The following is a 22,978-nucleotide window of genomic DNA, read 5'->3' on the forward strand; positions in this document are numbered from 1 at the left end:
TTGTCACTAGCTGTCTAAGAATATTTGGCTACGTGTAGGATTCCGAAGAGTCATATAATATTTTACTAATACCCCGTTTATCAATTAAAAATTTGTGATGCATGCATAACTTTTTTATCAAAATAGTATGCATGCATACAAAATATTTCTAAATTGAGCTTCTCTAAATTCAGGCGAATACTTGTAAATGAAGCGAGAAGAAACAGTAGACTATCACATCAAGAGTGCTTGGCATGCCATATCAAGGATGTACAATCAGCAGGCAGCTGCCGAAGGATTCACCACGGCTATAGGATTTGTGCTGATCAACATTAATTCCAAGGAAGGAACTCCTGCTACCAAGATTGCTCCCATGATAGGATTGGAGACCAGAAGTCTCACCCGAATGCTTAAAACCATGGAGGAGAAGGGATTGATTTTTAAGAAGCAGGACCCTTCTGATAAGCGTTCCGTTCGGATTTTTCTTACTGAAGAAGGAAGAAGAAAAAAGGAGATTTCGGTACAGACGATCAAAGAATTTAATGAACAAGTCCGGGAGGTAATTCCCGAGGAAGATTTGCAAAACTTCTTTCAGGTTTTTGAAAAGCTCCAACTTGTCATTGATCAATTCAGTGGATCGGCTGTCAACAAACCCATATTTGAATTATAAACCTCAGACTACCAAAAACCCAAAAAAATGAACAAAACCATTAAAAAAGTTGCCGTTTTAGGTTCCGGAGTGATGGGTTCCAGGATAGCATGCCATTTTGCCAATATTGGCGTTGAAGTGCTTTTGTTGGATATCGTACCATTTGAACTCACAGAAGAGGAACAGAAAAAAGGGCTAACGAAAGAGCATCCGGCAGTTCGTAACCGAATTGTGAATACAGCTCTTCAAAATACTATGAAATCCAAGCCTTCACCTATTTATGAAAAGAGCTTGGTAAGCAGGATTTCTACAGGAAACTTTGATGATGATCTTCCTAAAATCAAAGATGTAGATTGGATAATCGAAGTAGTGGTAGAGCGATTGGATATCAAGCAGCAATTGTTTGAAAAGGTCGAAAAGTATCGAAAGCCAGGTACCTTGATTACGTCCAATACTTCAGGGATTCCTATGCACATGATGTGTGAAGGAAGATCAGAAGATTTCCAAGTAAACTTTGCAGGTACACACTTTTTTAACCCACCTCGATACCTGAAGCTTCTTGAAATCATTCCCGGTCCTAAGACAAAACCCGAAATCATTGATTTTCTGATGGATTATGGAGATCGCTTCTTGGGTAAAGAAACGGTTCTTTGTAAGGATACTCCAGCATTTATTGCCAATCGTGTCGGTGTATACGCAATCATTTCAGGCATGCATGCTATCGAAAAAATGGGATTGGGCGTATCTGAAGTTGATAAACTGACCGGCACTGTCATTGGTAGAGCAAAATCTGCCACCTTCCGAACCATGGATGTGGTTGGTCTGGATACCACAGTCAATGTTGCCAACAATCTTTATAAGGCTTTACCTCATGATGAATCCCGTGAGAAATTCAAACTGCCAAAAATTGTTGAGGTTCTTTATGAAAACAAATGGTTTGGTGATAAAACCGGGCAAGGCTATTTCAAAATGATCCGTCACAAAGACGGTAGAAAAGAGCTCAAAGAACTTGATTTCAACACTTTTGAATACAAAGATGTAGAAAAGCCAAAATTCAAAGCACTTGAAGCATCCAAAGAGATAGATGATCTCAAGAAGCGAATCAAGTTCTTGGTCAACTTTGATGACAAGGCCGGAGAATTCTATCGGGTTTCTTTTTATGACCTATTCAAATATGTCTCCCATCGTATTCCGGAAATCGCCGATGAATTGTATCGCATCGATCAGGCCGTATGTGCAGGCTTCGGTTGGGAGCTGGGACCATTTGAGACCTGGGATATTTTAGGAGTAAAAGAGACAGTAGAAAAAATGGAAGCGGCAGGTGAAAAAGCTGCAGCTTGGGTTCATGAAATGATCGAAGCGGGTCATGAGTCATTCTACAAAGTAGAGGGAGGTAAAAAGAAATACTACGATATCCCATCCCAGTCCTATGTAGAAATACCAGGAATGGATGATTTCATCATTCTAGATACACTCAAAGCAGCAGACAAGAAAGTCTGGGGCAATGCAGGAGCTTCTATTTACGATATGGGAGATGATGTCATTGGTTTGGAATTCCATACCAAGATGAACTCCATGGGAGCAGAAGTCATAGAAGGTATCAACACAGCCATTTCCATGGCAGAAAAGTCTTACAAAGGCCTAGTCATAGGAAATGAAGGAGCAAACTTCTCAGCAGGAGCAAATTTGGCTATGCTATTCATGTTTGCTGGAGATCAAGATTACGATGAGATTAACTTGATGATTGCACAGTTTCAGAAAACGATGATGCGAGCAAGATATTCATCAGTTCCGGTAGTCGTAGCTCCGCATAATATGGCATTGGGTGGCGGTTGTGAACTGTCCTTACACGCAGATCATATTCAAGCGCATGCAGAGTTGTACATGGGTCTTGTGGAAGTTGGTGTTGGATTGATTCCAGCCGGCGGCGGTACCAAGGAAATGACCCGTCGATTTGCAAATGGTGTGGTAGCTGGTGATGTGGAGCTTAATCAGCTACAGGAATACTTCATGAATATCGCCATGGCCAAAGTTTCTACTTCTGCCGAAGAGGCAAGAGGCCTAGGCTATTTGCGTCCTCAAGATGGAATCACCTTAAACCGAAAGCGACAGTTAGCTGAAGCAAAAGAGAAGGTACTGGCACTTTCTGATGCAGGATATACTCAACCGCTCGAGCAGACGAACATCAAGGTCTTGGGAAAAACTTCCTTAGCGCTATTTGAAGCGGGAATTACAGGAATGATTTACGGAAAATATATTTCTGAGCACGATGCAAAAATCGCCAGAAAGCTAGCTTGGGTCATGTCTGGTGGGGACCTATCCTCTCCAACAGAGGTTTCTGAGCATTACTTATTGGATTTGGAGCGTGAGGCATTCTTGAGTCTAACAGCCGAACCGAAGACGCTGGAAAGGATACATAGTATTCTATTTAAGGGAAAACCACTTAGAAATTAATGAAGTATCAAGTATCAAGATAGTAGTATCAAGACATTGGAAACTGATCATTTATAACTTCAAAGAATGACCATTTGGCTTAAAAACTCATTGGAGTCTAAATTTTGATACTTGATTCTAACCTCTTGACTCTTCAATATCAATAAACCAAAAAATAAAATTACACGATGGATGCATATATAATTAATGGATATAGATCGGCGGTAGGCAAGGCCAAAAAAGGTGGTTTTCGTTTTTACCGTCCAGATGACCTGGCTGCTGACGTCATCAAACACCTCGTTGCAAATACACCGGGTCTAGAAGCCAAAATGGTTGATGACTTGATCGTAGGAAATGCCATACCTGAAGCAGAACAAGGAATGCAAATGGGTAGAATGATTTCACTTTTGGCCCTAGGAATAGATAATCCCGGTTTTGTTATGAACCGCTACTGTGGATCAGGTTTGGAAGCTATCGCATTGGCTGTAGGAAAAATCAAAGCTGGGATGGCCGATTGTATCATCGCAGGAGGTACAGAGTCTATGTCATTGGTTCCTATGATGGGATATAAAACAGCCCTCAACTGGAAAATTGCTTCTGAGACACCTTCCTATTACCTCAGTATGGGATTGACAGCAGAAGAATTAGCAAAAGATTATGATATCACTCGAGAAGCTGCTGATGCTTTTTCGGTAAGATCCCATGAGCGTGCTTTAGCAGCTATTCAAGAAGGCAGATTCAAAGATGAAATAGTTCCTGTCGAAGTGGAAGAGACTTACCTGGATGAAAAAGGAAAGCGCAAGACCAGAAAATATGTAGTAGATACGGACGAAGGTCCACGTGCTGGAACAAGCTTGGAAGTGCTTTCCAATTTGAAGCCTGCCTTCAAAAATGGTGGTCAGGTAACTGCCGGAAACTCATCCCAGACTTCAGATGGGGCGGCTTTTGTGGTTGTCATGTCTGAGCGATTGATGAAATCGCTTAATCTGGATCCGATGGCCCGAATGATGTCCTATTCTGTGGCAGGAGTAGATCCGCGAATAATGGGTATCGGTCCGAAAGAAGCTGTTCCGAAAGCATTGAAGCAAGCCGGACTTTCTCTAAATGACATTGACTTGATCGAATTGAATGAAGCCTTTGCTGCCCAGGCTTTGGCAGTGGTAAAAGCACTCGATTTGAATGAGGATATTTTGAACGTAAATGGAGGAGCAGTAGCACTGGGTCACCCACTAGGTTGCACAGGAGCGAAGCTTTCGGTACAGCTTTTCAACGAACTCCGAAGAAGGAATAAAAAGCACGGCATGGTTACAGCCTGTGTCGGAGGAGGACAGGGAGTAGCTGGGATATTTGAACTGCTTAAATAACATTTATAGAAACAAGACATTAGGGATGAGATCTTTTGACTCAATATTTAAGCTTTAAGCTTGTCTTCTCATTGTCTGATTTCTAATCTCTAAAACTTTAAAACATGACTACTATTTCAAAATCAATTCAGGGAGGAGAGTTCCTCATCCGGGAGACAGAGGCACAGGATGTCTTTATTCCCGAGCAGTTTAGCGAAGAGCAAAAAATGATGGCTCAGGCCTGTCAGGATTTTATCGATACGGAAATCACACCAAATATCGAGGAGATTGACAGTATGAAAAACCCAGATCTCGTTCCATCTATTTTCAAGAAAGCTGGCGAATTGGGCCTTTTGGGTGTATCTGTTCCAGAGCAATATGGGGGCTTGGGAATGAGTTTCAACACTTCCATGCTGATCGCAGATATCATCGGAGCAGCAGGGTCTTTCTCCACTACTTATGGAGCCCATACAGGGATCGGAACACTGCCGATTCTTTACTACGGAAACGAGGAGCAAAAGCAGAAATACCTGCCAAAGCTGGCTACAGGAGAATGGGCTGCATGCTATTGCCTGACTGAGCCGGATGCAGGTTCTGATGCAAATAGTGGTAAGACTAAAGCAACACTATCTGAGGATGGAAAGCATTACCTCATCAATGGGCAGAAGATGTGGATTTCCAATGCCGGATTTGCAGATATTTTTATCGTTTTTGCCAAAATCGAGGATGATAAAAACCTGACAGCATTCATCGTAGAAAAGACCTTTGGAGGTATTACTATGAACGAGGAAGAAAAGAAGATGGGAATCAAAGGTTCTTCTACTCGTCAGGTATTCTTCAATGACTGTCCTGTTCCAGTTGAGAATATGCTTTCTGATCGTCAAAATGGATTCAAGATTGCTGTAAATATTCTCAACATTGGTCGAGTGAAACTCGGAGCCGGTGTTTTGGGCGGAGTTCGTACAGTTACCAGTTTGGCTGTTAAATATTCCACCGAGCGAAAGCAATTTGGTACTAGCATCAACTCATTCGGAGCTGTAAAACGAATGTTGGCAGAAATGGCTGTTCGTACCTACGTTTCTGAATCACTCTGCTACCGTGCCGGTCAGGATATCGAAGATAGAATGGATGCTCTCGAGGCAGAGGGTTTGTCCGATGCGGATGCAAAGTTGAAAGCATTGGAGCAGTTTGCTATTGAGGCGGCTATTGCCAAAGTACATGGATCGGAAGTACTTGACTTCGTAGTGGATCAAGGTGTTCAGGTCTATGGAGGAATGGGATATTCTGCAGATGCCCCGATGGAGCGTGCATATCGTGATGCTCGTATCGCTCGAATCTATGAGGGAACGAATGAGATCAACCGTATGCTCATGGTTGGAATGCTACTGAAGCGGGCGATGAAAGGCGAAATCAACCTTTTCGAACCAGCAATGGCAGTTGCAAATGAGTTGACGGCCGTCCCATCTTTTGAAACAGTAGATACTTCAGAGCTTTTCGCAGCAGAAAAAGAAGTACTCAAGAAGCTCAAAAAAGTCTTCTTGATGGTAGGCGGTAAAGCAGCAATGGCTCTACAAGATAGAATTGAGGACGAGCAGGAAGTAATGATGAATTTGGCAGACGTAATGATTGAAATCTATGCTGTCGAATCAGCTATTCTGCGAACTGAAAAACTGGTAGGAATCCAAGGTGAAGAGGCTTGCAAAAATCAGATTGCTATGTCTCAGGTCTACCTATCTGAAGCTGTGGATAAAATCAATGCTGCTGCTAAGGAGGCAATCGCTTCTTTTGCAAAAGGTGACGAGCAAAAAGTAATGTTGATGGGATTGAAGCGATTTACAAAAATCGACTTGATCAATACCAAGGAGCTCAGAAGACAAATAGCAGACTATATGATTGAGCAGGGGAAATACCCTTTCTAAAGGTCTGTTATTTCTGAAATAAAGAAGCTCAAAGTCGCATAGACTTTGGGCTTTTTATTTTTTGATCCATTCTAGGATTTTTTCCTTTGGAAGAGCATCCACTGTCCTTCCTTCTTTCCCGGTCATACTCTCAGCAGCGAAAAGTGAATTAATGATGGCTTCTTCAGTAGCCTCGATCACCGCCATAAAAAGGGAACTCATATCATCATTTCTGATCGTTTGAAGATTTTCGAGGGATCCGCTTTCTGCATTGTATTTTGACCTGATTTTTTCTGCAGTTGAAAAGGCAATCACATAATCCCCCGAGCCATTGGAAGCAATCCCACCAGTTTTTGCCAAACCCATCATGGCTCTTTTGGCTAGTCTTTCGAGATTTCTGGATTCAAGTGGAGCATCAGTGGCCACTACAATCATGCAGCTGCCATCTGCTTTTTCGATTGCACTTCTAAACGGATATTTTTCCAGCTTCTCTCCTACTGGTATACCGGCAATTTGAAGGTTTCCACCAAAGTTACTTTGAACCAACACGCCTACCGTATATCCGCCTAGAGAATGGGGCAAGACTCTGGAAGATGTACCGATTCCGCCTTTCCAGCCAAAACAAACCGTCCCTGTTCCAGCACCAACGTTTCCTTCCTCGATTGCTCCGGGCTCGGCTGAATGAATGGCTTGAATCACATCTTCCGGCCGAATATGCATGCCACGGATATCATTCAAAAAGCCATCATTCGTCTCTCCTACGACAGCATTGACGGATTGTACGGATTCATTTCCATCTTGAGAAAGCACATAGCGAACAGTCCCTTCAATCCCAGCAGCAACGGAAAGGGTATTCGTCAGAATAATCGGACTTTCGATCAATCCCAGTTCCTGCACCTGAGTGACCCCCGCCAATTTTCCAAAGCCATTTCCCACATAAATTGCTGCGGGTACTTTTTCCTGAAAAATATTTCCGCCATGGGGTAAAATCGCAGTCACTCCTGTCCGAATGGACTCTCCTTCAATTTTTGTCAAATGCCCAACTTTCAACCCTTCCACATCGGTAATAGCATTGAGTTTTCCACTAGGAAGCACACCAAACGGAATCCCCAAATCTCGAGGACGACTCTGACTGTAGGATTCAGAAACGAGCGAGACAAGGAAAATCAGACTGAGCAAATGCAAGGAATGAATCTTCATAGCTAAAGAGATATGGATGTTGAATTTTTCAATCCGTCAAAACGGACAAGTTCTTTCAATATTACCTATCTTAAACCCTTCATCCAACATTAAATAAACAATGCTTAAAAAAGAGCGCTACCAAGCTTTTATAGATTATTTTTCTCAAAATATGCCGATCGCTGAGACGGAACTCCAGTATGAAAGCCCTTTTCAACTCCTGATTGCGGTTGTGCTTTCGGCTCAGTGTACCGATAAGCGAATCAACATGGTGACGCCTGCTCTTTTTCGTGATTTTCCCACCCCTGAGCATTTGGCGAGTTCAAATTTTGATGAGCTTTTTCCCTATATCAAGACTGTTTCCTACCCAAACAACAAAACCAAGCATTTGCTCGGATTGGGGAAAATGCTCGTAGAAGAATTCAATAGTGAGGTTCCCGAGACAGTAGCTGAATTGACCAAGCTTCCTGGAGTTGGCCGAAAAACGGCCAATGTCATCACTTCGGTGGTTTGGCAGCAGCCCAACATGGCAGTTGATACCCATGTCTTCCGCGTTTCTCGTCGTCTGGGTCTAGTGCCGATGACAGCCAAAACCCCACTAGAAGTCGAAAAACACCTAGTTCGTCATATTCCAAAGGAATTTGTACATCAGGCTCATCACTGGTTGATTTTACACGGTCGATATACCTGTTTGGCTAGAAGGCCGAAATGCGAAGAATGCCAAATCACTCATTTTTGCAGATATTTTGAAAAAAATCAAGGCTTGGTTCCCGGCAAAAAACCCAAAAAATAAATGTGTGGAATTCATCTAATCTGGGGTAAGGGTGCCAATGAAGAATCAATTGGCACTTTGATGAAGGATGCCCAACACAGGGGACCTGATCAGGATGCTCGGGTGAGTCCATGGCCGGGAATATGGATTGGTGTCAATCGACTCAAAATTTTACATCCCGGTCCTGAAGCAGATCAACCTTTTTGGTCAACTGAGGGAAATCACTTGCTAGTCTGGAATGGTGAAATCTATAATTTCCAGGATTTAAGAAACCTTTTGCTCAAAATGGGCATAGATCTTTTTACCCAATCTGATACAGAAGTCCTGATGCACTGGTTGAAGACATTTGGAAGCGCTGGCCTGGAGAAGCTCGAGGGAATGTTTTCATTATTTTTTGTGGACCTAACATCCCAAAATGTGCTAGTCGCCAGAGATCCCAATGGGGAAAAGCCACTCTATTATCATCAGACTCCCGAAAGCTTGATTTTGTCTTCCGAATCCCGGGGAATTGCCAAATTAATCCAGTCAGACTTTGATTTTAAGGAGGTCGAGTACTTCCATTATTTTCGTACACCCCAACCCGGAAAGACTTTTTTCAAGGGAGTCAAAGAGTGGAAAGCTGGTAGATTCAGTTTGATTCGTGATCAATCAGCTTTTCGATGGGATGATATTTCTATCAAGGTTTCAAAGGAAAAAGAGCCGAGCCAATCTGGATTTTTGGAGCTATTAAGGGACTCCGTTTTGAATCAGTTTCACGCTGATGTACCAATCGGAATGCTACTCAGTGGAGGTGCAGACAGCACGTTGCTTTATTCGCTGTGGTATGAGGAAACAGGCGTTACTTTGCCAGCATTTACTATTCAGCATGAAGTACAATATCAAAGAAAATACAGCGATGCCAAAGCCGTGGAAAAGCTCGGAAAAAAGCTGCCATTCGAGGCGAATTTTGTACCGGTCAACCAGCAAATTTTTAAAGAAAATTGGCAGGAATACCTGACAAACCTTGACTATCCGGTAGGTGACTCTGCAAGCTTTTTGACTTGGCTCATTGGAAAAGAAGCCAAGAAATCAGTGAAAGTGCTAGTCTCTGGAGCTGGGGCAGATGAGCTTTGGGGAGGCTATCGTCGGCATCAGGCATTTCAAAGTTATCTAAACAACAAAGATTTGGCGCTATCGATAGCACCGTTTTTAGCTAAAATGCCTTTTGGTAGAAGCTTGAAGAAAACCTTTGAAGGCATCCAAAAAGACCCATTGCGAACCTTTTGGAATTTTTCTGCGCTGGAAAACCCTCCTCAGGACCTTTTTATGGATTATGAGCGAATCTTCAAATCGAATCTTTCTACCCTAAAGCAAGCCTTGGACTTTGATCGGCAAGTTTATTTGGTTCAGGATGTGTTGAAGATTCAGGACAATGCCTTGATGGCACATGGTATTGAAGGGCGCTCTCCTTATTTGGACCCTAACTTGATCCAGTTTTGGAAACAAGTACAAAAAGAAGAGGACCTGCTTGGTAAAAAATGGATTCGTCAAAGTTTACGCGAACGTGAATTAGAATGGGTTGCTGATCGTAAAAAGCTTGGCTTTGGACTTCCATTGCTGGAATGGTTTAGTCGAAAAGATGATTTCTCAAATTGGGTATTTTCTACTGTGAAAAATTTCTCCAAAACCTATCAAAAGGAGCTACCCCCAGCTACCTTGGCCTTATGTCAGCAGCCGGAAAGTTATGTGAAATCTCATTTTCTCTCGATTTACAATTTCTTTCTTTTGGCAGAATGGCTGAAATTGCAAAAGCCATGAGAATCTTCTACATACACCAATATTTCAGAGCGCCGGAAGAAGGAGGGGCTGTTCGCTCCTACCACTTAGCCAAAGGACTAGCGGACGCAGGGATGCAAGTAGAAGTGATCACCGGAGGAAATATCAAAAGTTACGATCAGCGCTGGATAGATGGGGTCAAAGTCCATTATTTGCCGGTGGAATACGACCAGAAATTTGGATTTCTGAAGCGGGTTTGGGCTTTTTTAGCATTTGTCAGAAAAGCTAAAAATTTGATTCCAAAGTTGGGTAGAGCGGATCTTTTGTATGTGACTTCTACCCCATTGACGACTGGTTTGATTGGGCTTTGGGCAAAAAAGAAATTAGCCATTCCTTACATATTTGAGGTTCGGGACATTTGGCCGGAGGCACCCATTCAGGTTGGAGCGATCAAAAACCCCTGGCTAATTCAAGCTTTGAAAAGCTTGGAAAAAAACATCTATGAGCAAGCGCTTTCTTTGGTCGCACTTTCCCCGGGAATAGCAGAGCACCTGAGAAATGTAAGCTCGAAAAACAAAATTCAAATCATTCCCAACTTTTCTGATTTGGACCGATTTTTCCCTCAAAAAAAATCAGAGAAGAAGCTTGAACGTTGGAATTTGAAGCCTGAATTGACCATTGCTTACACCGGAGCTCTGGGTCAGGTAAATGGAGTCGAAGAAATGCTGGACTTGGCGGAAATGGCTAGGCAGCAAGATAAAAAATGGCAATTTTTAATCATGGGCGAAGGAAGTCATCGACAGCAGATGATTGATTCTGCCAAAGCCAAAAAGTTGGAGAATGTTCACTTCGTTCCATTTGGACCCAAGGAAAAAGTAAACGAACTGTTGTCTTTAGCAGATTTTGCCTGGATCTCTTTTGCCCATCTTCCTGTGCTGAAAACTAACAGTCCCAATAAGTTTTTTGATGCGCTTGCAGCAGGGAAAGGGATCATTGTTAATCACAAAGGTTGGGTTTATCAATTAGTCAAGCAGCATAATCTTGGACTGAGTTGCTTGCCGGGGAAAATGAGCAAATGTTTTGAGGAGCTCGAAAAGCTGGAAAATCAGCCCATTCGATTACAAAAGATGCAAGCGAACAGCCGACAATTGGCTGAGCGCTACTTTACAAAAGAAAGAGCCATCAAAAAACTCTTATCGGTCATCGATCCCGATAAAAATCCGCCTATGCAGGAGGACGAGGTCTATATCCTGACTGCCTAAATATCTGCTCAGCATCCGGATTGGCCATCAGCATAGGTAGTGAAACTTCTTGATTGAAGACGTAGTCATCCACGATATTCCAACCCAGCCATCTCCCCAATCGTCCCGGCGCTACCGTACTGATCGCATCTGTAAATGGGGCTTCACCCATGTATTTTCGGATTTCGAAGGGATTGGTCTCATAGAGTAATTCATTTTCTACAAAATGAGCCCAGATGAATTCTTCATTGGCAAAGGACTCAGAAATCTGTTCTGGAGTATACCCGATAATAAACTGATCTGAAGTACAGGGAAGAATAGCTTTAGTGAAGTGATAAGCCTTTCCGTAGTAGATCATTTCGGCTAGGAGCGTATTATCATTTGGGTCTGTCCTGTTGAATTGTGAAGATATCGCCGTCACAATCATGGGAACGATATAGTCTTTCTCGTAGCGCTCTGCCATGTAGCGGGGCAAGTCAGGCTGGAAGCTATGACTGGCTGGTAAAAAGTAATCCAATCCGATCACTATCAGGTCTTCAGTGACAACCAAATCTGAATTAAAGCCCGAGACGAAAGTGTAAACCTTCGGTACTTTAAATTGTGGAAAATAATACTTGATGGCTTTCAAGGCATTTTCCAAGTCCTTTTTTACCTCAGAAAAGTCTGCAAACTCTACCTGTACAGAATCATTCAAGACACGCATGGCTGAATCCTGATGGATCTGAACCAAGTCAGCTACCAATGAATCCATGGATTGATATAAGTCTGCCTGAAGGTAGTTTTTGGTGAATTCAGGATACTTTTCAAGAAGGAATTCAAAGTCACCTGCACTTTTAGCCTCGAAAAACTTCTTTTCCAATCGTAGAATTTCTACATCAAGATCTTGGTCCAAAATCTCTGAATCGAGGGAGCAGGAATCTTCTTTTTGTCCGCAGGACTGAAAAAAAATAATTGCTAAGATGACCGCTAGGGCTCCTATGTTTTTCATTTCGTAGGGTTTTGGATCAAAATTACAGAATTCAAACCGTTAGATTAGAACGCAAAGCTTGACTTTTCCTTGTGGACTTTAGTGGATATGGAGGCTTTGCTGTAATTTCAGCATGTGGAAAATACAATCGAAACTGGTCTGGCTTACCTGAGACTCCTCTCCTTTCGAAAGGTTTGGAATATTTTTCTCCTAGGATCTTCCTTTCAAATCAGCCGTTTTCTACAAAAACCCATCATTTGGGGCATGCCCACATCCCTAAGCATCGAACCCACGACAAGTTGCAATCTCCGCTGTCCAGAATGTCCTTCGGGTTTGCGTTCCTTTACCCGCCCTACCGGTATGCTTCAGCCTGAGCTTTTCGAAAAAGTCATCAATGAGTCAAAATCACATCTTTCTTGGCTGCATCTTTACTTTCAGGGTGAGCCATTTCTGAATCCCCGCTTTTTAGAAATGGTCTCGTATGCGCACACACAAGGTGTATTTACTTCCACTTCTACCAATGCTCATTACTTAGACGAAGCTCGCGTGGATGCTGTGATTAATTCCGGCCTGAGACAACTCATCGTTTCGATGGATGGTATTTCACAGGAGGTTTATGAAAAGTATCGGATAGGTGGTGTGCTTTCTAAAGTTGATCAGGGATTGAGATTATTGCTCAAAAAGCGAAAAGAAGCAGGGAAAAAATTTCCCCGAGTGGTTCTCCAATTTCTGGTGACTGGTCAGAATGAGCATCAGATACCGGAATTGAAAAGCTGGGCAAAGGAAGTTGGTGTCGATGAGCTTCAACTCAAGACCACTCAAATCTATGACTTCGAAAATGGTTCTGAGCTGATTCCTTCCGATTTGGGCTATTCCAGATATATCCCGGATGGCAAGGGGAAATGGAAGCTCAAGAAAAAGATCGAAAATAAATGCTGGCGAATGTGGCAGGGAGCCGTGGTCACTTGGGATGGAAAAGTCGTGCCCTGTTGTTTTGATAAGGATGCAGCGCATGTGATGGGGAGCTTTCAGGAAAAAAAGCTCGAAGAAATCTGGCATTCAGCTCCTTACCAATCCTTTAGATGCCAACTTCTTCAGGACCGAACTCAAATCGAAATCTGCAAAAACTGCACGGAGTAAGGGCTAGTGCCTGCTCAAAAAACAGCTTTTTGAAACTATTTTTGGTTTAAAGTAGAAATTGATGGATTTTTAAACCGCATATTTGCTTGAATCTCACCCGTGTCGGCGTTTTCACATGAAGATAACTTTACGAATCACTCATTTTTTCCTGCTGTTGATTTCCCTGCTGATTGCAGTTCCTGCACAGATTCAGGCGCAACAGACTACCGATATCACCAGCATCAAAGTAGACGAACTTTCTGACGATCAATTGCAGGAATTACTTCGCAGGGCGAACGAGGCTGGTCTCGGGACTATGGAGTTTCTTCAAATGGCAGAAATGCGAGGCATGCCCGCTTTGGAAGTAGAAAAGCTAAGGAAGCGTCTCCAGGATCTTGATATGGTGGGCAGCTCATCGAGTAGACAGGCCAATGTCTCCCGCCGTAATCCACGTCAGCAGGTAGGTTTGAATGAAATTACCAAAGGCCTCTACCAACCTCAATCTGAACTGGACGACTCTGAAGGTTCCAGAATCTTTGGAAGCTCACTTTTTTATCAGAAAAACCGTCGACTCAGTTTTGAGCCTAGTCTAAATCAGGCTACTCCGTCCAATTATATTTTGGGTCCCGGAGATATGCTTTATGTGGATATCTATGGGCAATCTGAGCAGTATTACGAAGCGACCGTCAATCCCGATGGTTTTGTGCTTTTGGATAATATCGGTCCAGTTTCGGTCTCAGGCAAAAGCATTCGTGAAGCCACGGGAATTATCAAAAACCGAGTGGCGCGCTTTTATCCTGGCATGTTGGGAGCAAACCCGAATACCTTTTTGCAAGTGACTCTAGGGAATGTACGCACCATTAAGGTGCATATTTTGGGAGAAGTTCGGCTTCCTGGGACTTTCACTTTAAGCGCTTTTTCCACCGTATTCAATGCCCTTTACGCCGCAGGCGGACCCAATGAAAACGGAAGTATGCGTCAAATCAAAGTGATGCGTGATTCCAAGCCCGTTGCCGAAATCGATATTTATGATTTGCTGATCAATGGCACCGCCAACCTTGATTTACAGCTTCAGGATCAGGATGTGGTTTTGGTTTCCCCTTATCTGGCAAGAGTGGAAATCGAAGGAGAAGTCAAGCGTCCCATGATATTTGAAATCAAAGATGGAGATACCGTGGAAGAATTGCTGAATTATGCTGGGGGTTTTACGGATTTGGCTTTCCGTGATCGACTAGCCATTTCGCGTATTTCTGACAATCAACGCTCGGTTTCAGACGTATATGAGAATCAATTTGGGATGTTTATCCTCAAAGGTGGAGATGAACTTACCGTAGGAAAGGTTTTGGATCGCTACAGCAATCGGGTACAAATCAAAGGAGCGGTGTATCGTGAGGGTACTTTTGCACTGAGTGAAGATTTGACTCTTTCAAAATTGATTGAAAATGCTGAAGGTCTTCGTGGAGATGCTTATCTGAAGCAAGCCAGCATTTTGAGGACAAAAAGCGATCTGAGCACCCAAATGATCCAAGTCAACCTGGAACAAATTCTAAATGGAACCGCTCGGGATATTCCTTTACAGCGGGAAGATGTCGTGCGGATCTCCAGTGTTTACGATATTCAAAATGAGCGCTATGTACAGGTTCTTGGGGAAGTGATGCGTCCTGGAGTTTACCCCTATTCCGAGTCCATGACCGTAGAAGACTTATTGATTCAGGCAGGTGGATTTCAGGAGTCTGCAAACCCGAATGATATTGAAATTGCCCGGCGATTGGAAGATTCAGATTTAGGTACCTTGTCCGATATTATTCCAATTCAGGTAAATGCTGATCTTTCGCAAGGCGCCAATCCTGAGATCCTACAACCATTCGATCAGGTGATTGTACGGAGAAAAGCTGCATTTACCATGCAAAAATTGGTGGCTGTAGAAGGTCAAGTCAATTCCCCTGGAATCTTTGCTATTGAAAGCTCAATAGAGCGAATCTCTGATTTGGTAAATAGAGCAGGTGGCTTGAATCAATTTGCTTATGCTAAAGGAGCGACTTTGATTAGAAGGACAGAGTTTTTCAATACCGAATCGGAGCAAATCCGTCGTCAACGAAACTTAGAATCCCTACGATTGCAATTGCTCAAGGACCCGAATAACTCAGAAGCGCAGGAAGAACTTTTACAGCGGCTTTTTGAGAATTTGAATGTAGAAGAAAACCCGGTGGACACCTTGATTGCTAATTCCAAGAAGGAATCACTGGATCAGATAGCTGCCGAAACTCCGGGTTTTGCAGTAAAAATCAAGGAAACCGAAGCTGTAGCTATTGACTTGGAAGCAATTCTATCCAATCCAGGATCTGAAAGTGATCTTTTGCTTGAGGAAGGAGATATTCTATCTGTTCCCAAGCTTCTTCAGACCGTCCGAATGCGAGGGGATGTGGTTTACCCAACCACGCTTCGACATGAAAAGGGTCGTGGACTGAAGCATTACATCAACGGGGCCGGAGGCTTTGAGCGAAGAGCCAATCGTAAGCAGACTTATGTGGTCTATGCCAACGGAGCAGTCAAGCGCACCAAGGGCTTTTTGGGAATCCGAAATTACCCTCCTGTGGAGCCGGGAGCTGAAGTGATTGTGCCGACTAAAGGACCGAAAATCCCTCTCCGATTAGGGGATGTGGTTGGAATCACTACCGGCTTGGCTACTTTGGCCTTGGTGCTTTCGCAAATCAACTGGAACTAAGTATGACAGAGAATAAGCACTTTTCGGATAGCCAGTTTACCTTGAAAGAAGTCATTCAAAATCTTCGGGATTGGTTGCTTTTTTTTATTTCTCAGTGGAAAATTTTGATTGCTGCGGGCCTAATCGGGATGGTTTTGGGAGCTTTGGTTTCAATTTTCAAAAAACCGGTTTTTCACGCAGAAACTTCCTTTGTTTTGGAAGAGGGAGATACCGGAGGAATCAGTCAAATGTCAGGATTGGCTTCCTTGGTCGGGGTGAATTTGGGTTCTTTGGGTAGTACCAGCGGACTTTTTCAGGGAGACAATATCATGGAGCTGTACAAATCTGACCGTATGCTCGGAGAGACTTTGTTGAGTCCTTTTGATCAAGAGAAACTTTTGATCGATCGATTCGTGGAATTCGAGGAACTGGACAAAAAGTGGGCCTCCAAGGTTGATATTTCCGGGATGGACTTCTCCTTAGAGCGGCGGCAGTTTACAGTAGCGCAGGATTCAGTAGTGCAGCAAGTTTCCAAGCTTATCCGAGAAAGACAGCTCTCTGTGGTCAAACCTGATCGAAAGCTAAGTATCATCCAGGTTAGTATTTCATCCAAAGACGAAGCATTTGCCAAGATTTTCAACGAGACATTGGTGGATAAGGTCAATACCTTTTACCTGGAGACAAAAACAAAAAAAACCGGAGAAAACCTTCGGATTCTTCAAACGCAGGCAGATTCGGTTCGATCCATTTTGGATGAAAGTATCGCAGAATATGCGACTGCTACGGATCGGGTACCCAATGTGAACCCCCTGCTCAATTCCGCTCAGGTCGAAAGCCGTAAGCGACAAATCGACGTGCAGGCGACGGCAGCTGTCTATCAGGAGATCGTCAAAAACTTAGAAATTGCCAAGGTCAATCACCGCAACAATTCTCCTTTGATTCAGATTATCGACTCTCCGAGATTTCCCTTGAAAAGAACAGAAATCCGATTGGTGAAAGGAATCGTTTTGGGAGCAATCATTGGGGGTTTACTGACACTTTTTGCCTTATACTTTCGCAGGCTGTATCAAAAACATGTGCAGGAAAGCTAAACCCCAGCTGCCATGTTTGAAAAGCTCACATTACTTCCTCTCAGCAATTTTATCCGAAACAAATCGATTCAGAACTTCCTGTTTCTGGCGATTATCCAATCATCCAATGTGCTGATTTCCATTATTTCCATGCCGCTTTTGATTCAGAGTATTGGTGTGGATCAGTTTGGTTTGGTAAACCTGGCTCTATCGGTCATCATCCTGCTGAATATTTTGGTTGGTTTTGGGTATAACCTCAGCGCTCCTCGTGAGGTTGCTGTCAACCAACAAAACAAAGAGGCCCTATCGCATCTGGTTTCTAATGTCTTTTCGGGAAAGGCCATGTTGGCAGCGATTGCTACCCTTTTGATTTTGATTGGCGCTTTTGGACTCAACCTTTTTCAGGAGTATCAATTGATACTGGTTTTTTCCTCTCTGCTCCTATTCTCAGAAGCGACCTTACCGCTTTGGTTTTTTCAGGGAATGGAAAAAATGAAACTGGTGTCCATCGCCAATATTTTCTCCAAGCTGCTCTTTTTGATGGGGATTGTGCTCTTTATCCACAGTCCTGAGCAAAGTCAATGGGTGAATTTTATGTTGGGCTTTTTTGGGCTTTCCATTAATCTGATGCTGCTTTTTTATATCCATGCTTTTATGGGAATCAAATTTTATCGTCCTGAGTTTTCGGCCATTTACCGAAGCCTCAAGGAGAACATACTCCTTTTCTTTTCCAATCTGGCCAGTCATATTTCTATTAATGGAGGACTGATTATTCTGAGTTTCTTCTCTGCTGCAGAGACCTTGGGTATGTATAGCTTGGCGGAGCGAGTGGTGATGGTTTTGAGACTATTTCCTGCTTTGATCATTCAGGCCATTTTTCCCAATGCTTCTAAATTGCTCAAAGAAGATAGACCTGCATTTTTTCGCTTTTTAAAAAATGTCTACTTGAGAGTTCTCTTGGCGGGTATGCTGATTTCCGCAGGAGCACATTTCACGGCACCTTGGATTATCCGAGTCCTTTCCCGTTCCGATTTGGCGGAGTCTGTGCTTTATTTGAAAATCTTGGCTGCAGTCCCCTTTTTGGCTTGTCTAAATGTGGGAAATGTGACCTTATTGCTTGTGGCAGACCTGAAGGAATTGCTCTTTAAGGCTAGCTGGATGATGTGCTTGTACATGATCGTGGTTTCAGCAATTTTAACCAGCTATTTGGGAGGTCTTGGCCTTTGTATCGGAATTATCTCCACAGAAATCATTGTATTTTTGATTTGCCTTGTACTGCTTTATCGGCATAAAAAAGATCTAGTCCGTGGCTTTTATACCTAATCCATCCGTAGCAATTATTTTGATCAATTGGAATGGGCTGGAGTTTACCCGGGCCTGCCTAAGCTCTTTGGAAAAAGTAGACTTTCCTGATTTTCAAGTCATTTTGGTAGATAATGACTCCAAAAAACCCGAAGGACAGGTGCTGAAGAAGGAATTTCCAAAGCTTGTGCTTTTGGAGAATGAGCAAAACCTAGGCTTTGCCGGAGGAAACAATGTTGGTATCCGAAAAGCACTGGAAATGGGTTTTTCTCACATCATGTTGCTAAATAATGATACCCTAGTGGAGCCGGATTTTTTGGGAAAAATGATGCTTGCCTTTTCAAAAAATCCCAAACTAGGCCTGCTGCAGCCAATGATTTGCTTTTTGGATGAACCCGAAAAAATCTGGTCGGCCGGTGGAAAATTCATCTCCCTGCTCGGTCGTGCCAAAACCCTAGGGGACCGAAAAACCTTAAAAAATTATCAGCCATTTTCGAAAAAACTAGACTGGGCGACTGGCTGCTGCATGTTGTTTACTCGAGAAGCCATTCTACAATCAGGACTCCTCAATGAGCAGTATTTTGCCTATTTCGAAGATGTGGAATGGTCCCTGAGAATTCGGAATCAGGGCTTTGAAATCGGGTTGGTGCCTGAAGCAAAAATCTACCATGAAGCCGGAGGCTCTTCCAAAAAGTCACACTCTGAGGGAACCTTGAGTGCAAGGGTGTTTTATTACCATGTGCGGAATCAGTTTTTTCTGCTGAGAAGTCAAAAAGCTGGCTTAGGTTTTCTCTATCATTTGGGTAGGTTTAAGCTCTGGATATTTTATTTCCTGCTGAGAGGCCGTTTTCGAAAACTAAAGGCCGTGGCAAAAGGAATCAAAGACGGGCTATTTACTCCACTTAAATCTGCTCCAAAATGGCCTTGATCATCTTCTTTTTGATTGCCTTAGCCGTAGGAGTTGGGTTCCTCTGGACACTGGAAAAGATGATTTTTCAGGGTAAATGGACTTATGCCATTTTCTTTCTTGCCGCATTTCTTCCATTTTACATTACCAGCTTGAGTGTGGTGTACCTAGCTACCCAGTCGGCTGCCGTGGTGAGTATATTTCAAATCCTCAAGGAGTTGGTAGTCTTGGTAGCGCTGCTGGTATTTGTCCTGTATCATCGGAAAATCGCCCTGTATCCCTTTCGTTTATATTCCACCGATTGGTTCTTCTTGGCATTCCTGAGTTTGGCTTTTGGCTATCTCTTGCTTCCGATAGGACAAGCTTCATTTCTAAACAAAGCCCTCTATTTCAAAAGCATGCTGATTCCCGGCTTGGTTTATTTTCTGGGGAGAAATACTTCCTTTTCAGACTTCGAAATTCAACGGGTTTTCAAGATTATCTTTTTTGTAGCTATTGGAGCTTTTCTGGTCAATCTGGTAGAAAATTTCCTGCTCAATGCCCACTTGCAGCAGTTTACGGGTTATGCTTTGTACAATTTTGCGATCAATGACATTGAACCCACAGGAAATTTTGGCCTGACCTGGACCTTTGAAACCCAAGCGGTAACCAAGCGCTTGGCCAGCTTTTTTTCAGATCCTTTGGAGATGGCCAGTTCGGTTTTGATGGGATTTGCGGCAGGATTGATTTGGTTTTTGACCAGTAAAAAAGAATACAACTGGCTTTACCTTCTGGTGATGGCCTGTTCACTGGGCAGTTTGGTTTTTTCTGCTTCTAGAGCTGCCTTTGGAGCCTTTTTCGTCATGATTTTCTTTATTGCTTTGGTCTTTCGCTTGTACAAACTGATCGGTGCGGGCTTTTTGGCTTTAGTGGCATTTGGTATTTACGTGGTCTTTTTTGCCTCTGAGGATTTTTACTTTTTTGTAATCGATACCCTGACCTTTGAGAATACCTCCAGCATCGGGCATGTGGTGGAATGGCTATTGGCTTTGGACTCGATGGTTGCAAATCCCATAGGAATAGGCCTGGCCATGAGTGGGAATTTTGGAAGTGTAGAAGATGAACTCAGAGTGGGTGGAGAAAACCAGTTTTTGATTTATGGGGTGCAGTTGGGCTGGATCGGGATGCTTTTATACATTGGGGCACTTTTTACAGGAATTAGAACTTCAATTAATGCATTCTACCAATCAGATCAAATAAATATAGCTCGAATAGCATTTGTGGGAGCGACTGTGAAGGTGGGCTTATTGCTCCCATTATTTACAGCAAATGTTGAAATATACACCTATGTTTCTTGGATAACATGGTGGATGATAGGAGTAGGCGCTAAAGAATATTCAGAGATAAAAAAAATTAAGTATGAAATTACATAGAAACTGTCCCATCTGTGGATCAGAAAACCTAAAAGGATATGCAATTGACACCTTCAGAAAAGGACCTCATATCTCCCGAGTAAAGTGCCAAAGTTGCGAATTAGTATTTGCCAACCCAATGGCAGATGCTGAAGAACTTAAAAACTATTATACCAACTATTATGACAAAGAACTCTATGAAGCTGTAGGTTATAAGAATATTATAGTAAATCACTTTAATAGGATTTCTTCCTTAGGTGAAAAAGAGATTAAAGCAGAGGCGAAATTCAAACTACACCTAGTCCCAATCAAGCACCTTCTACACCCAGAAGAGGAAATTTTGGATTGACCTGGACCTTTGAAACCCAAGCGGTAACCAAGCGCCTGGCCAGCTTTTTTTCAGATCCTTTAGAGATGGCCAGTTCGGTTTTGATGGGCTTTGCGGCAGGATTGATCTGGTTTTTGACCAGCAAAAGAGAATACAACTGGCTCTACCTTTTGGTGATGGCTTGTTCACTCGGAAGCTTGGTTTTTTCTGCTTCCAGAGCTGCATTTGGCGCCTTTTTTCTGATGATTTTCTTTATTGCTTTGGTCTTTCGCTTGTACAAACTGATTGGAGCCGGATTTTTGGCTTTAGTGGCATTTGGAATCTATGTGGTCTTTTTTGCCTCTGAGGATTTTTACTTTTTTGTAATCGATACCCTGACCTTTGAGAATACCTCCAGCATCGGGCATGTGGTGGAATGGCTCTTGGCTTTAGATTCAATGATTGCCAATCCCTTGGGGATAGGCTTGGCCATGAGTGGTAATGCCGGAAGTGTGACGGATGAATTGAGAGTTGGCGGAGAAAATCAGTTTCTGATCTACGGGGTGCAGTTTGGTTGGATTGGGATGCTGCTTTATATGCTAGTCATAGCCTCGGGGGTGATCTTGAGTTTACGGGTTTTTTACGGAACAGATTCTACTCCCAAGGCCCGAATTGCTTTTGTCGGAGCGGCTACCAAAGTTGGATTACTTTTACCCCTATTTACGGCCAATGCCGAAATGTACACTTATGTAGCTTGGGTAAGCTGGTGGATGATTGGGTTTTCGGTGAGGGAGTATGGGAGAATCCAATTATCTTTGAGTAAACCCCTAGATTTTTGAAAGTACTCTTCGATCTTCAATACCTCAATGTCGCCAGCACTGGCATCAAAACCTATATGGTGGAATTGGCGAAGGGTTTTCGAAAGTATCCTCATCCCGAGATTGAATTTATTTTTACCCATGAGCCTGATGAGCAATTAAAAGATGAAAGTTTCAAAGGTCCACAAAGCAAAATTCAGCGACTGAACTACCACTTGGACTATTTCCGTTGGAAGGAGTTTCAACTTCCGGATCTGGTGAAAAAATACAAACCGGATGTTCTCATTTGTCCGGATTTTGTCTCTCCGGCGGCTTCATTGCCTTGTCGTCGCTTGACGGTCATTCACGATGCCTTCTTTTGGCAAATGCCGCAAAACTACCCCCGATGGTGGCGAAAGTATTTTCTGAGTCTGATTAAAAAAGGCCTGAAAGAGCATACAGAAATCATTACCACGACAGAATACTCCAGGAAATCGCTGCTGGACAATTTGGGAGATGATTTCCCGATTTCTGTCATTTATCAATGCCCAAAAAGCCTCAAATCTCCTTCCGAACTGGGGGTTTTTTCGAAGCTAAACTTAGAGAAGAAAAGCTATTTTCTACATATCGGTACCTTTGATAAGCGCAAACAGCTGCTGCTGCTGACCAAGGCATTCGCAGATTTTGTCGAGCAAACTGGCTCGGACAAGAAATTGCTTCTGGTAGGTGGTCCCGGGCAAAGTGATCAGATGAATGACTTTCCGAAGGTGGAGGCCCTGATTCAGGAATTAGGTCTGGCCCAGCAGGTTTTACTTCCTGGGTATTTAAGCGACGGAGAGATCAAATCCCTGTACGAGGGAGCTTTTGCTTATGTGTTTCCTTCCGAAAATGAAGGATTTGGAATTCCGATTCCTGAGGCGATGGGCTTTGGACTTCCGGTAATCCATTCGGATCAAAAGGCACTGATGGAAGTGGCGGGAGGTGCTGGGCTTCCTTTCCAAACCGGAAATCAGCAAGATTTACTGGAAAAAATGATACTTTTGGAACAGGATTCTGCCCTTCGCCAGAGTCTTAGCGAAAAAGGGAAAATCCGCTCTGCCGACTTTTCCCCTCAAAAATTTGTAGAAGCTTTTCATCAGATTATTCTGAAATCCGGATCTTAATC

General features: G+C 43.1%; 18 protein-coding genes. 16 read left to right on the forward strand and 2 right to left on the reverse strand.

Annotated features, from left to right (window positions below):
- Positions 1-187: 187 nt before the first annotated feature.
- From OU792_RS05245 to OU792_RS05260, 4 genes are all read left to right on the forward strand, one after another.
- Positions 188-649, forward strand: coding sequence for a MarR family winged helix-turn-helix transcriptional regulator (locus tag OU792_RS05245; protein ID WP_024284217.1), 462 nt, complete (start codon positions 188-190; stop codon positions 647-649).
- A 27-nt stretch (positions 650-676) separates the two neighbouring features.
- Entirely contained in the window at positions 677-3,082 is a 2,406-nt protein-coding gene (locus OU792_RS05250; RefSeq protein WP_134200147.1) for a 3-hydroxyacyl-CoA dehydrogenase/enoyl-CoA hydratase family protein, read from the forward strand.
- A gap of 167 nt (positions 3,083-3,249) precedes the next feature.
- Positions 3,250-4,425 carry a thiolase family protein gene (locus OU792_RS05255; RefSeq protein WP_134200149.1) on the forward strand — a complete coding sequence of 392 codons (1,176 nt, stop codon included), beginning with the start codon at positions 3,250-3,252 and terminating at the stop codon, positions 4,423-4,425.
- Positions 4,426-4,529: 104 nt separating this feature from the next.
- Complete coding sequence (locus OU792_RS05260; protein ID WP_134200151.1) at positions 4,530-6,323, forward strand: acyl-CoA dehydrogenase family protein; 1,794 nt, start codon at positions 4,530-4,532, stop codon at positions 6,321-6,323.
- 54 nt (positions 6,324-6,377) lie between these two features.
- Here the strand turns inward: OU792_RS05260 and OU792_RS05265 are convergent, their stop codons facing one another.
- Entirely contained in the window at positions 6,378-7,502 is a 1,125-nt protein-coding gene (locus OU792_RS05265) for a DmpA family aminopeptidase (protein ID WP_274669667.1), read from the reverse strand.
- A gap of 100 nt (positions 7,503-7,602) precedes the next feature.
- Between OU792_RS05265 and nth the strand changes: the two genes are divergently transcribed.
- From nth to OU792_RS05280, 3 genes are read left to right on the forward strand one after another with little or no spacing between them, the layout of a single operon-like run.
- A complete protein-coding gene (gene nth, locus OU792_RS05270; RefSeq protein ID WP_026946213.1) occupies positions 7,603-8,274 on the forward strand; it encodes an endonuclease III in 672 nt (223 codons plus the stop codon).
- On the forward strand, positions 8,275-10,050 hold the full coding sequence (gene asnB / locus OU792_RS05275) for an asparagine synthase (glutamine-hydrolyzing) (RefSeq protein ID WP_274669668.1): 1,776 nt from the start codon (positions 8,275-8,277) through the stop codon (positions 10,048-10,050).
- Positions 10,047-11,270 carry a glycosyltransferase family 4 protein gene (locus OU792_RS05280; RefSeq protein WP_274669669.1) on the forward strand — a complete coding sequence of 408 codons (1,224 nt, stop codon included), beginning with the start codon at positions 10,047-10,049 and terminating at the stop codon, positions 11,268-11,270. The genes asnB and OU792_RS05280 overlap by 4 nt, the downstream gene beginning before the upstream one ends.
- Here the strand turns inward: OU792_RS05280 and gldB are convergent.
- On the reverse strand, positions 11,233-12,237 hold the full coding sequence (gldB, locus tag OU792_RS05285; RefSeq protein WP_134200159.1) for a gliding motility lipoprotein GldB: 1,005 nt from the start codon (positions 12,235-12,237) through the stop codon (positions 11,233-11,235). The two genes, OU792_RS05280 and gldB, sit on opposite strands and share 38 nt — an antisense overlap.
- Positions 12,238-12,480: 243 nt before the next feature.
- On the opposite strand from gldB, the gene OU792_RS05290 reads away from it, so the two are divergent.
- From OU792_RS05290 to OU792_RS05330, 9 genes are all read left to right on the forward strand, one after another.
- The gene (locus OU792_RS05290; RefSeq protein WP_274669670.1) at positions 12,481-13,356 is read left to right on the forward strand and encodes a radical SAM/SPASM domain-containing protein; all 876 of its coding nucleotides are present in this window, start codon (positions 12,481-12,483) and stop codon (positions 13,354-13,356) included.
- Between the two features lie 115 nt (positions 13,357-13,471).
- Positions 13,472-16,060 (forward strand): SLBB domain-containing protein, encoded by a 2,589-nt coding sequence (locus OU792_RS05295; protein ID WP_274669671.1) that lies wholly within the window; start codon positions 13,472-13,474, stop codon positions 16,058-16,060.
- Between the two features lie 2 nt (positions 16,061-16,062).
- On the forward strand, positions 16,063-17,130 hold the full coding sequence (locus OU792_RS05300; protein WP_134200163.1) for an exopolysaccharide biosynthesis protein: 1,068 nt from the start codon (positions 16,063-16,065) through the stop codon (positions 17,128-17,130).
- A 12-nt stretch (positions 17,131-17,142) separates the two neighbouring features.
- Positions 17,143-18,432, forward strand: a complete 1,290-nt coding sequence (locus OU792_RS05305) for an oligosaccharide flippase family protein (RefSeq protein ID WP_026946219.1) — start codon at positions 17,143-17,145, stop codon at positions 18,430-18,432.
- The gene (locus tag OU792_RS05310) at positions 18,416-19,339 is read left to right on the forward strand and encodes a glycosyltransferase family 2 protein (protein ID WP_134200165.1); all 924 of its coding nucleotides are present in this window, start codon (positions 18,416-18,418) and stop codon (positions 19,337-19,339) included. Before OU792_RS05305 ends, OU792_RS05310 begins: the two co-directional genes overlap by 17 nt.
- Positions 19,330-20,730 (forward strand): O-antigen ligase family protein, encoded by a 1,401-nt coding sequence (locus OU792_RS05315; protein ID WP_134200167.1) that lies wholly within the window; start codon positions 19,330-19,332, stop codon positions 20,728-20,730. The genes OU792_RS05310 and OU792_RS05315 overlap by 10 nt, the downstream gene beginning before the upstream one ends.
- Positions 20,717-21,058 (forward strand): hypothetical protein, encoded by a 342-nt coding sequence (locus OU792_RS05320; protein WP_134200169.1) that lies wholly within the window; start codon positions 20,717-20,719, stop codon positions 21,056-21,058. The genes OU792_RS05315 and OU792_RS05320 overlap by 14 nt, the downstream gene beginning before the upstream one ends.
- Entirely contained in the window at positions 21,055-21,855 is an 801-nt protein-coding gene (locus OU792_RS05325) for an O-antigen ligase family protein (RefSeq protein WP_342453726.1), read from the forward strand. The genes OU792_RS05320 and OU792_RS05325 overlap by 4 nt, the downstream gene beginning before the upstream one ends.
- Entirely contained in the window at positions 21,852-22,976 is a 1,125-nt protein-coding gene (locus OU792_RS05330) for a glycosyltransferase family 4 protein (protein ID WP_274669672.1), read from the forward strand. Before OU792_RS05325 ends, OU792_RS05330 begins: the two co-directional genes overlap by 4 nt.
- The last annotated feature ends 2 nt before the right edge of the window (positions 22,977-22,978 follow it).

This window comes from Algoriphagus sp. NF (genome assembly GCF_028823735.1).
GTDB classification, from domain to species: Bacteria; Bacteroidota; Bacteroidia; order Cytophagales; family Cyclobacteriaceae; genus Algoriphagus; species Algoriphagus marincola.

Coding starts and splice junctions, on each gene's coding strand:
- asnB (WP_274669668.1), top strand. CDS start 8,275: ATGTGTGGAATTCATCTAATCTGGGGTAAGGGTGCCAATGAAGAATCA.
- OU792_RS05265 (WP_274669667.1), bottom strand. CDS start 7,502: ATGAAGATTCATTCCTTGCATTTGCTCAGTCTGATTTTCCTTGTCTCG.
- OU792_RS05320 (WP_134200169.1), top strand. CDS start 20,717: ATGAAATTACATAGAAACTGTCCCATCTGTGGATCAGAAAACCTAAAA.
- OU792_RS05315 (WP_134200167.1), top strand. CDS start 19,330: ATGGCCTTGATCATCTTCTTTTTGATTGCCTTAGCCGTAGGAGTTGGG.
- OU792_RS05295 (WP_274669671.1), top strand. CDS start 13,472: ATGAAGATAACTTTACGAATCACTCATTTTTTCCTGCTGTTGATTTCC.
- OU792_RS05300 (WP_134200163.1), top strand. CDS start 16,063: ATGACAGAGAATAAGCACTTTTCGGATAGCCAGTTTACCTTGAAAGAA.
- OU792_RS05260 (WP_134200151.1), top strand. CDS start 4,530: ATGACTACTATTTCAAAATCAATTCAGGGAGGAGAGTTCCTCATCCGG.
- OU792_RS05250 (WP_134200147.1), top strand. CDS start 677: ATGAACAAAACCATTAAAAAAGTTGCCGTTTTAGGTTCCGGAGTGATG.
- OU792_RS05305 (WP_026946219.1), top strand. CDS start 17,143: ATGTTTGAAAAGCTCACATTACTTCCTCTCAGCAATTTTATCCGAAAC.
- OU792_RS05280 (WP_274669669.1), top strand. CDS start 10,047: ATGAGAATCTTCTACATACACCAATATTTCAGAGCGCCGGAAGAAGGA.
- OU792_RS05290 (WP_274669670.1), top strand. CDS start 12,481: ATGCCCACATCCCTAAGCATCGAACCCACGACAAGTTGCAATCTCCGC.
- OU792_RS05255 (WP_134200149.1), top strand. CDS start 3,250: ATGGATGCATATATAATTAATGGATATAGATCGGCGGTAGGCAAGGCC.
- nth (WP_026946213.1), top strand. CDS start 7,603: ATGCTTAAAAAAGAGCGCTACCAAGCTTTTATAGATTATTTTTCTCAA.
- gldB (WP_134200159.1), bottom strand. CDS start 12,237: ATGAAAAACATAGGAGCCCTAGCGGTCATCTTAGCAATTATTTTTTTT.
- OU792_RS05245 (WP_024284217.1), top strand. CDS start 188: ATGAAGCGAGAAGAAACAGTAGACTATCACATCAAGAGTGCTTGGCAT.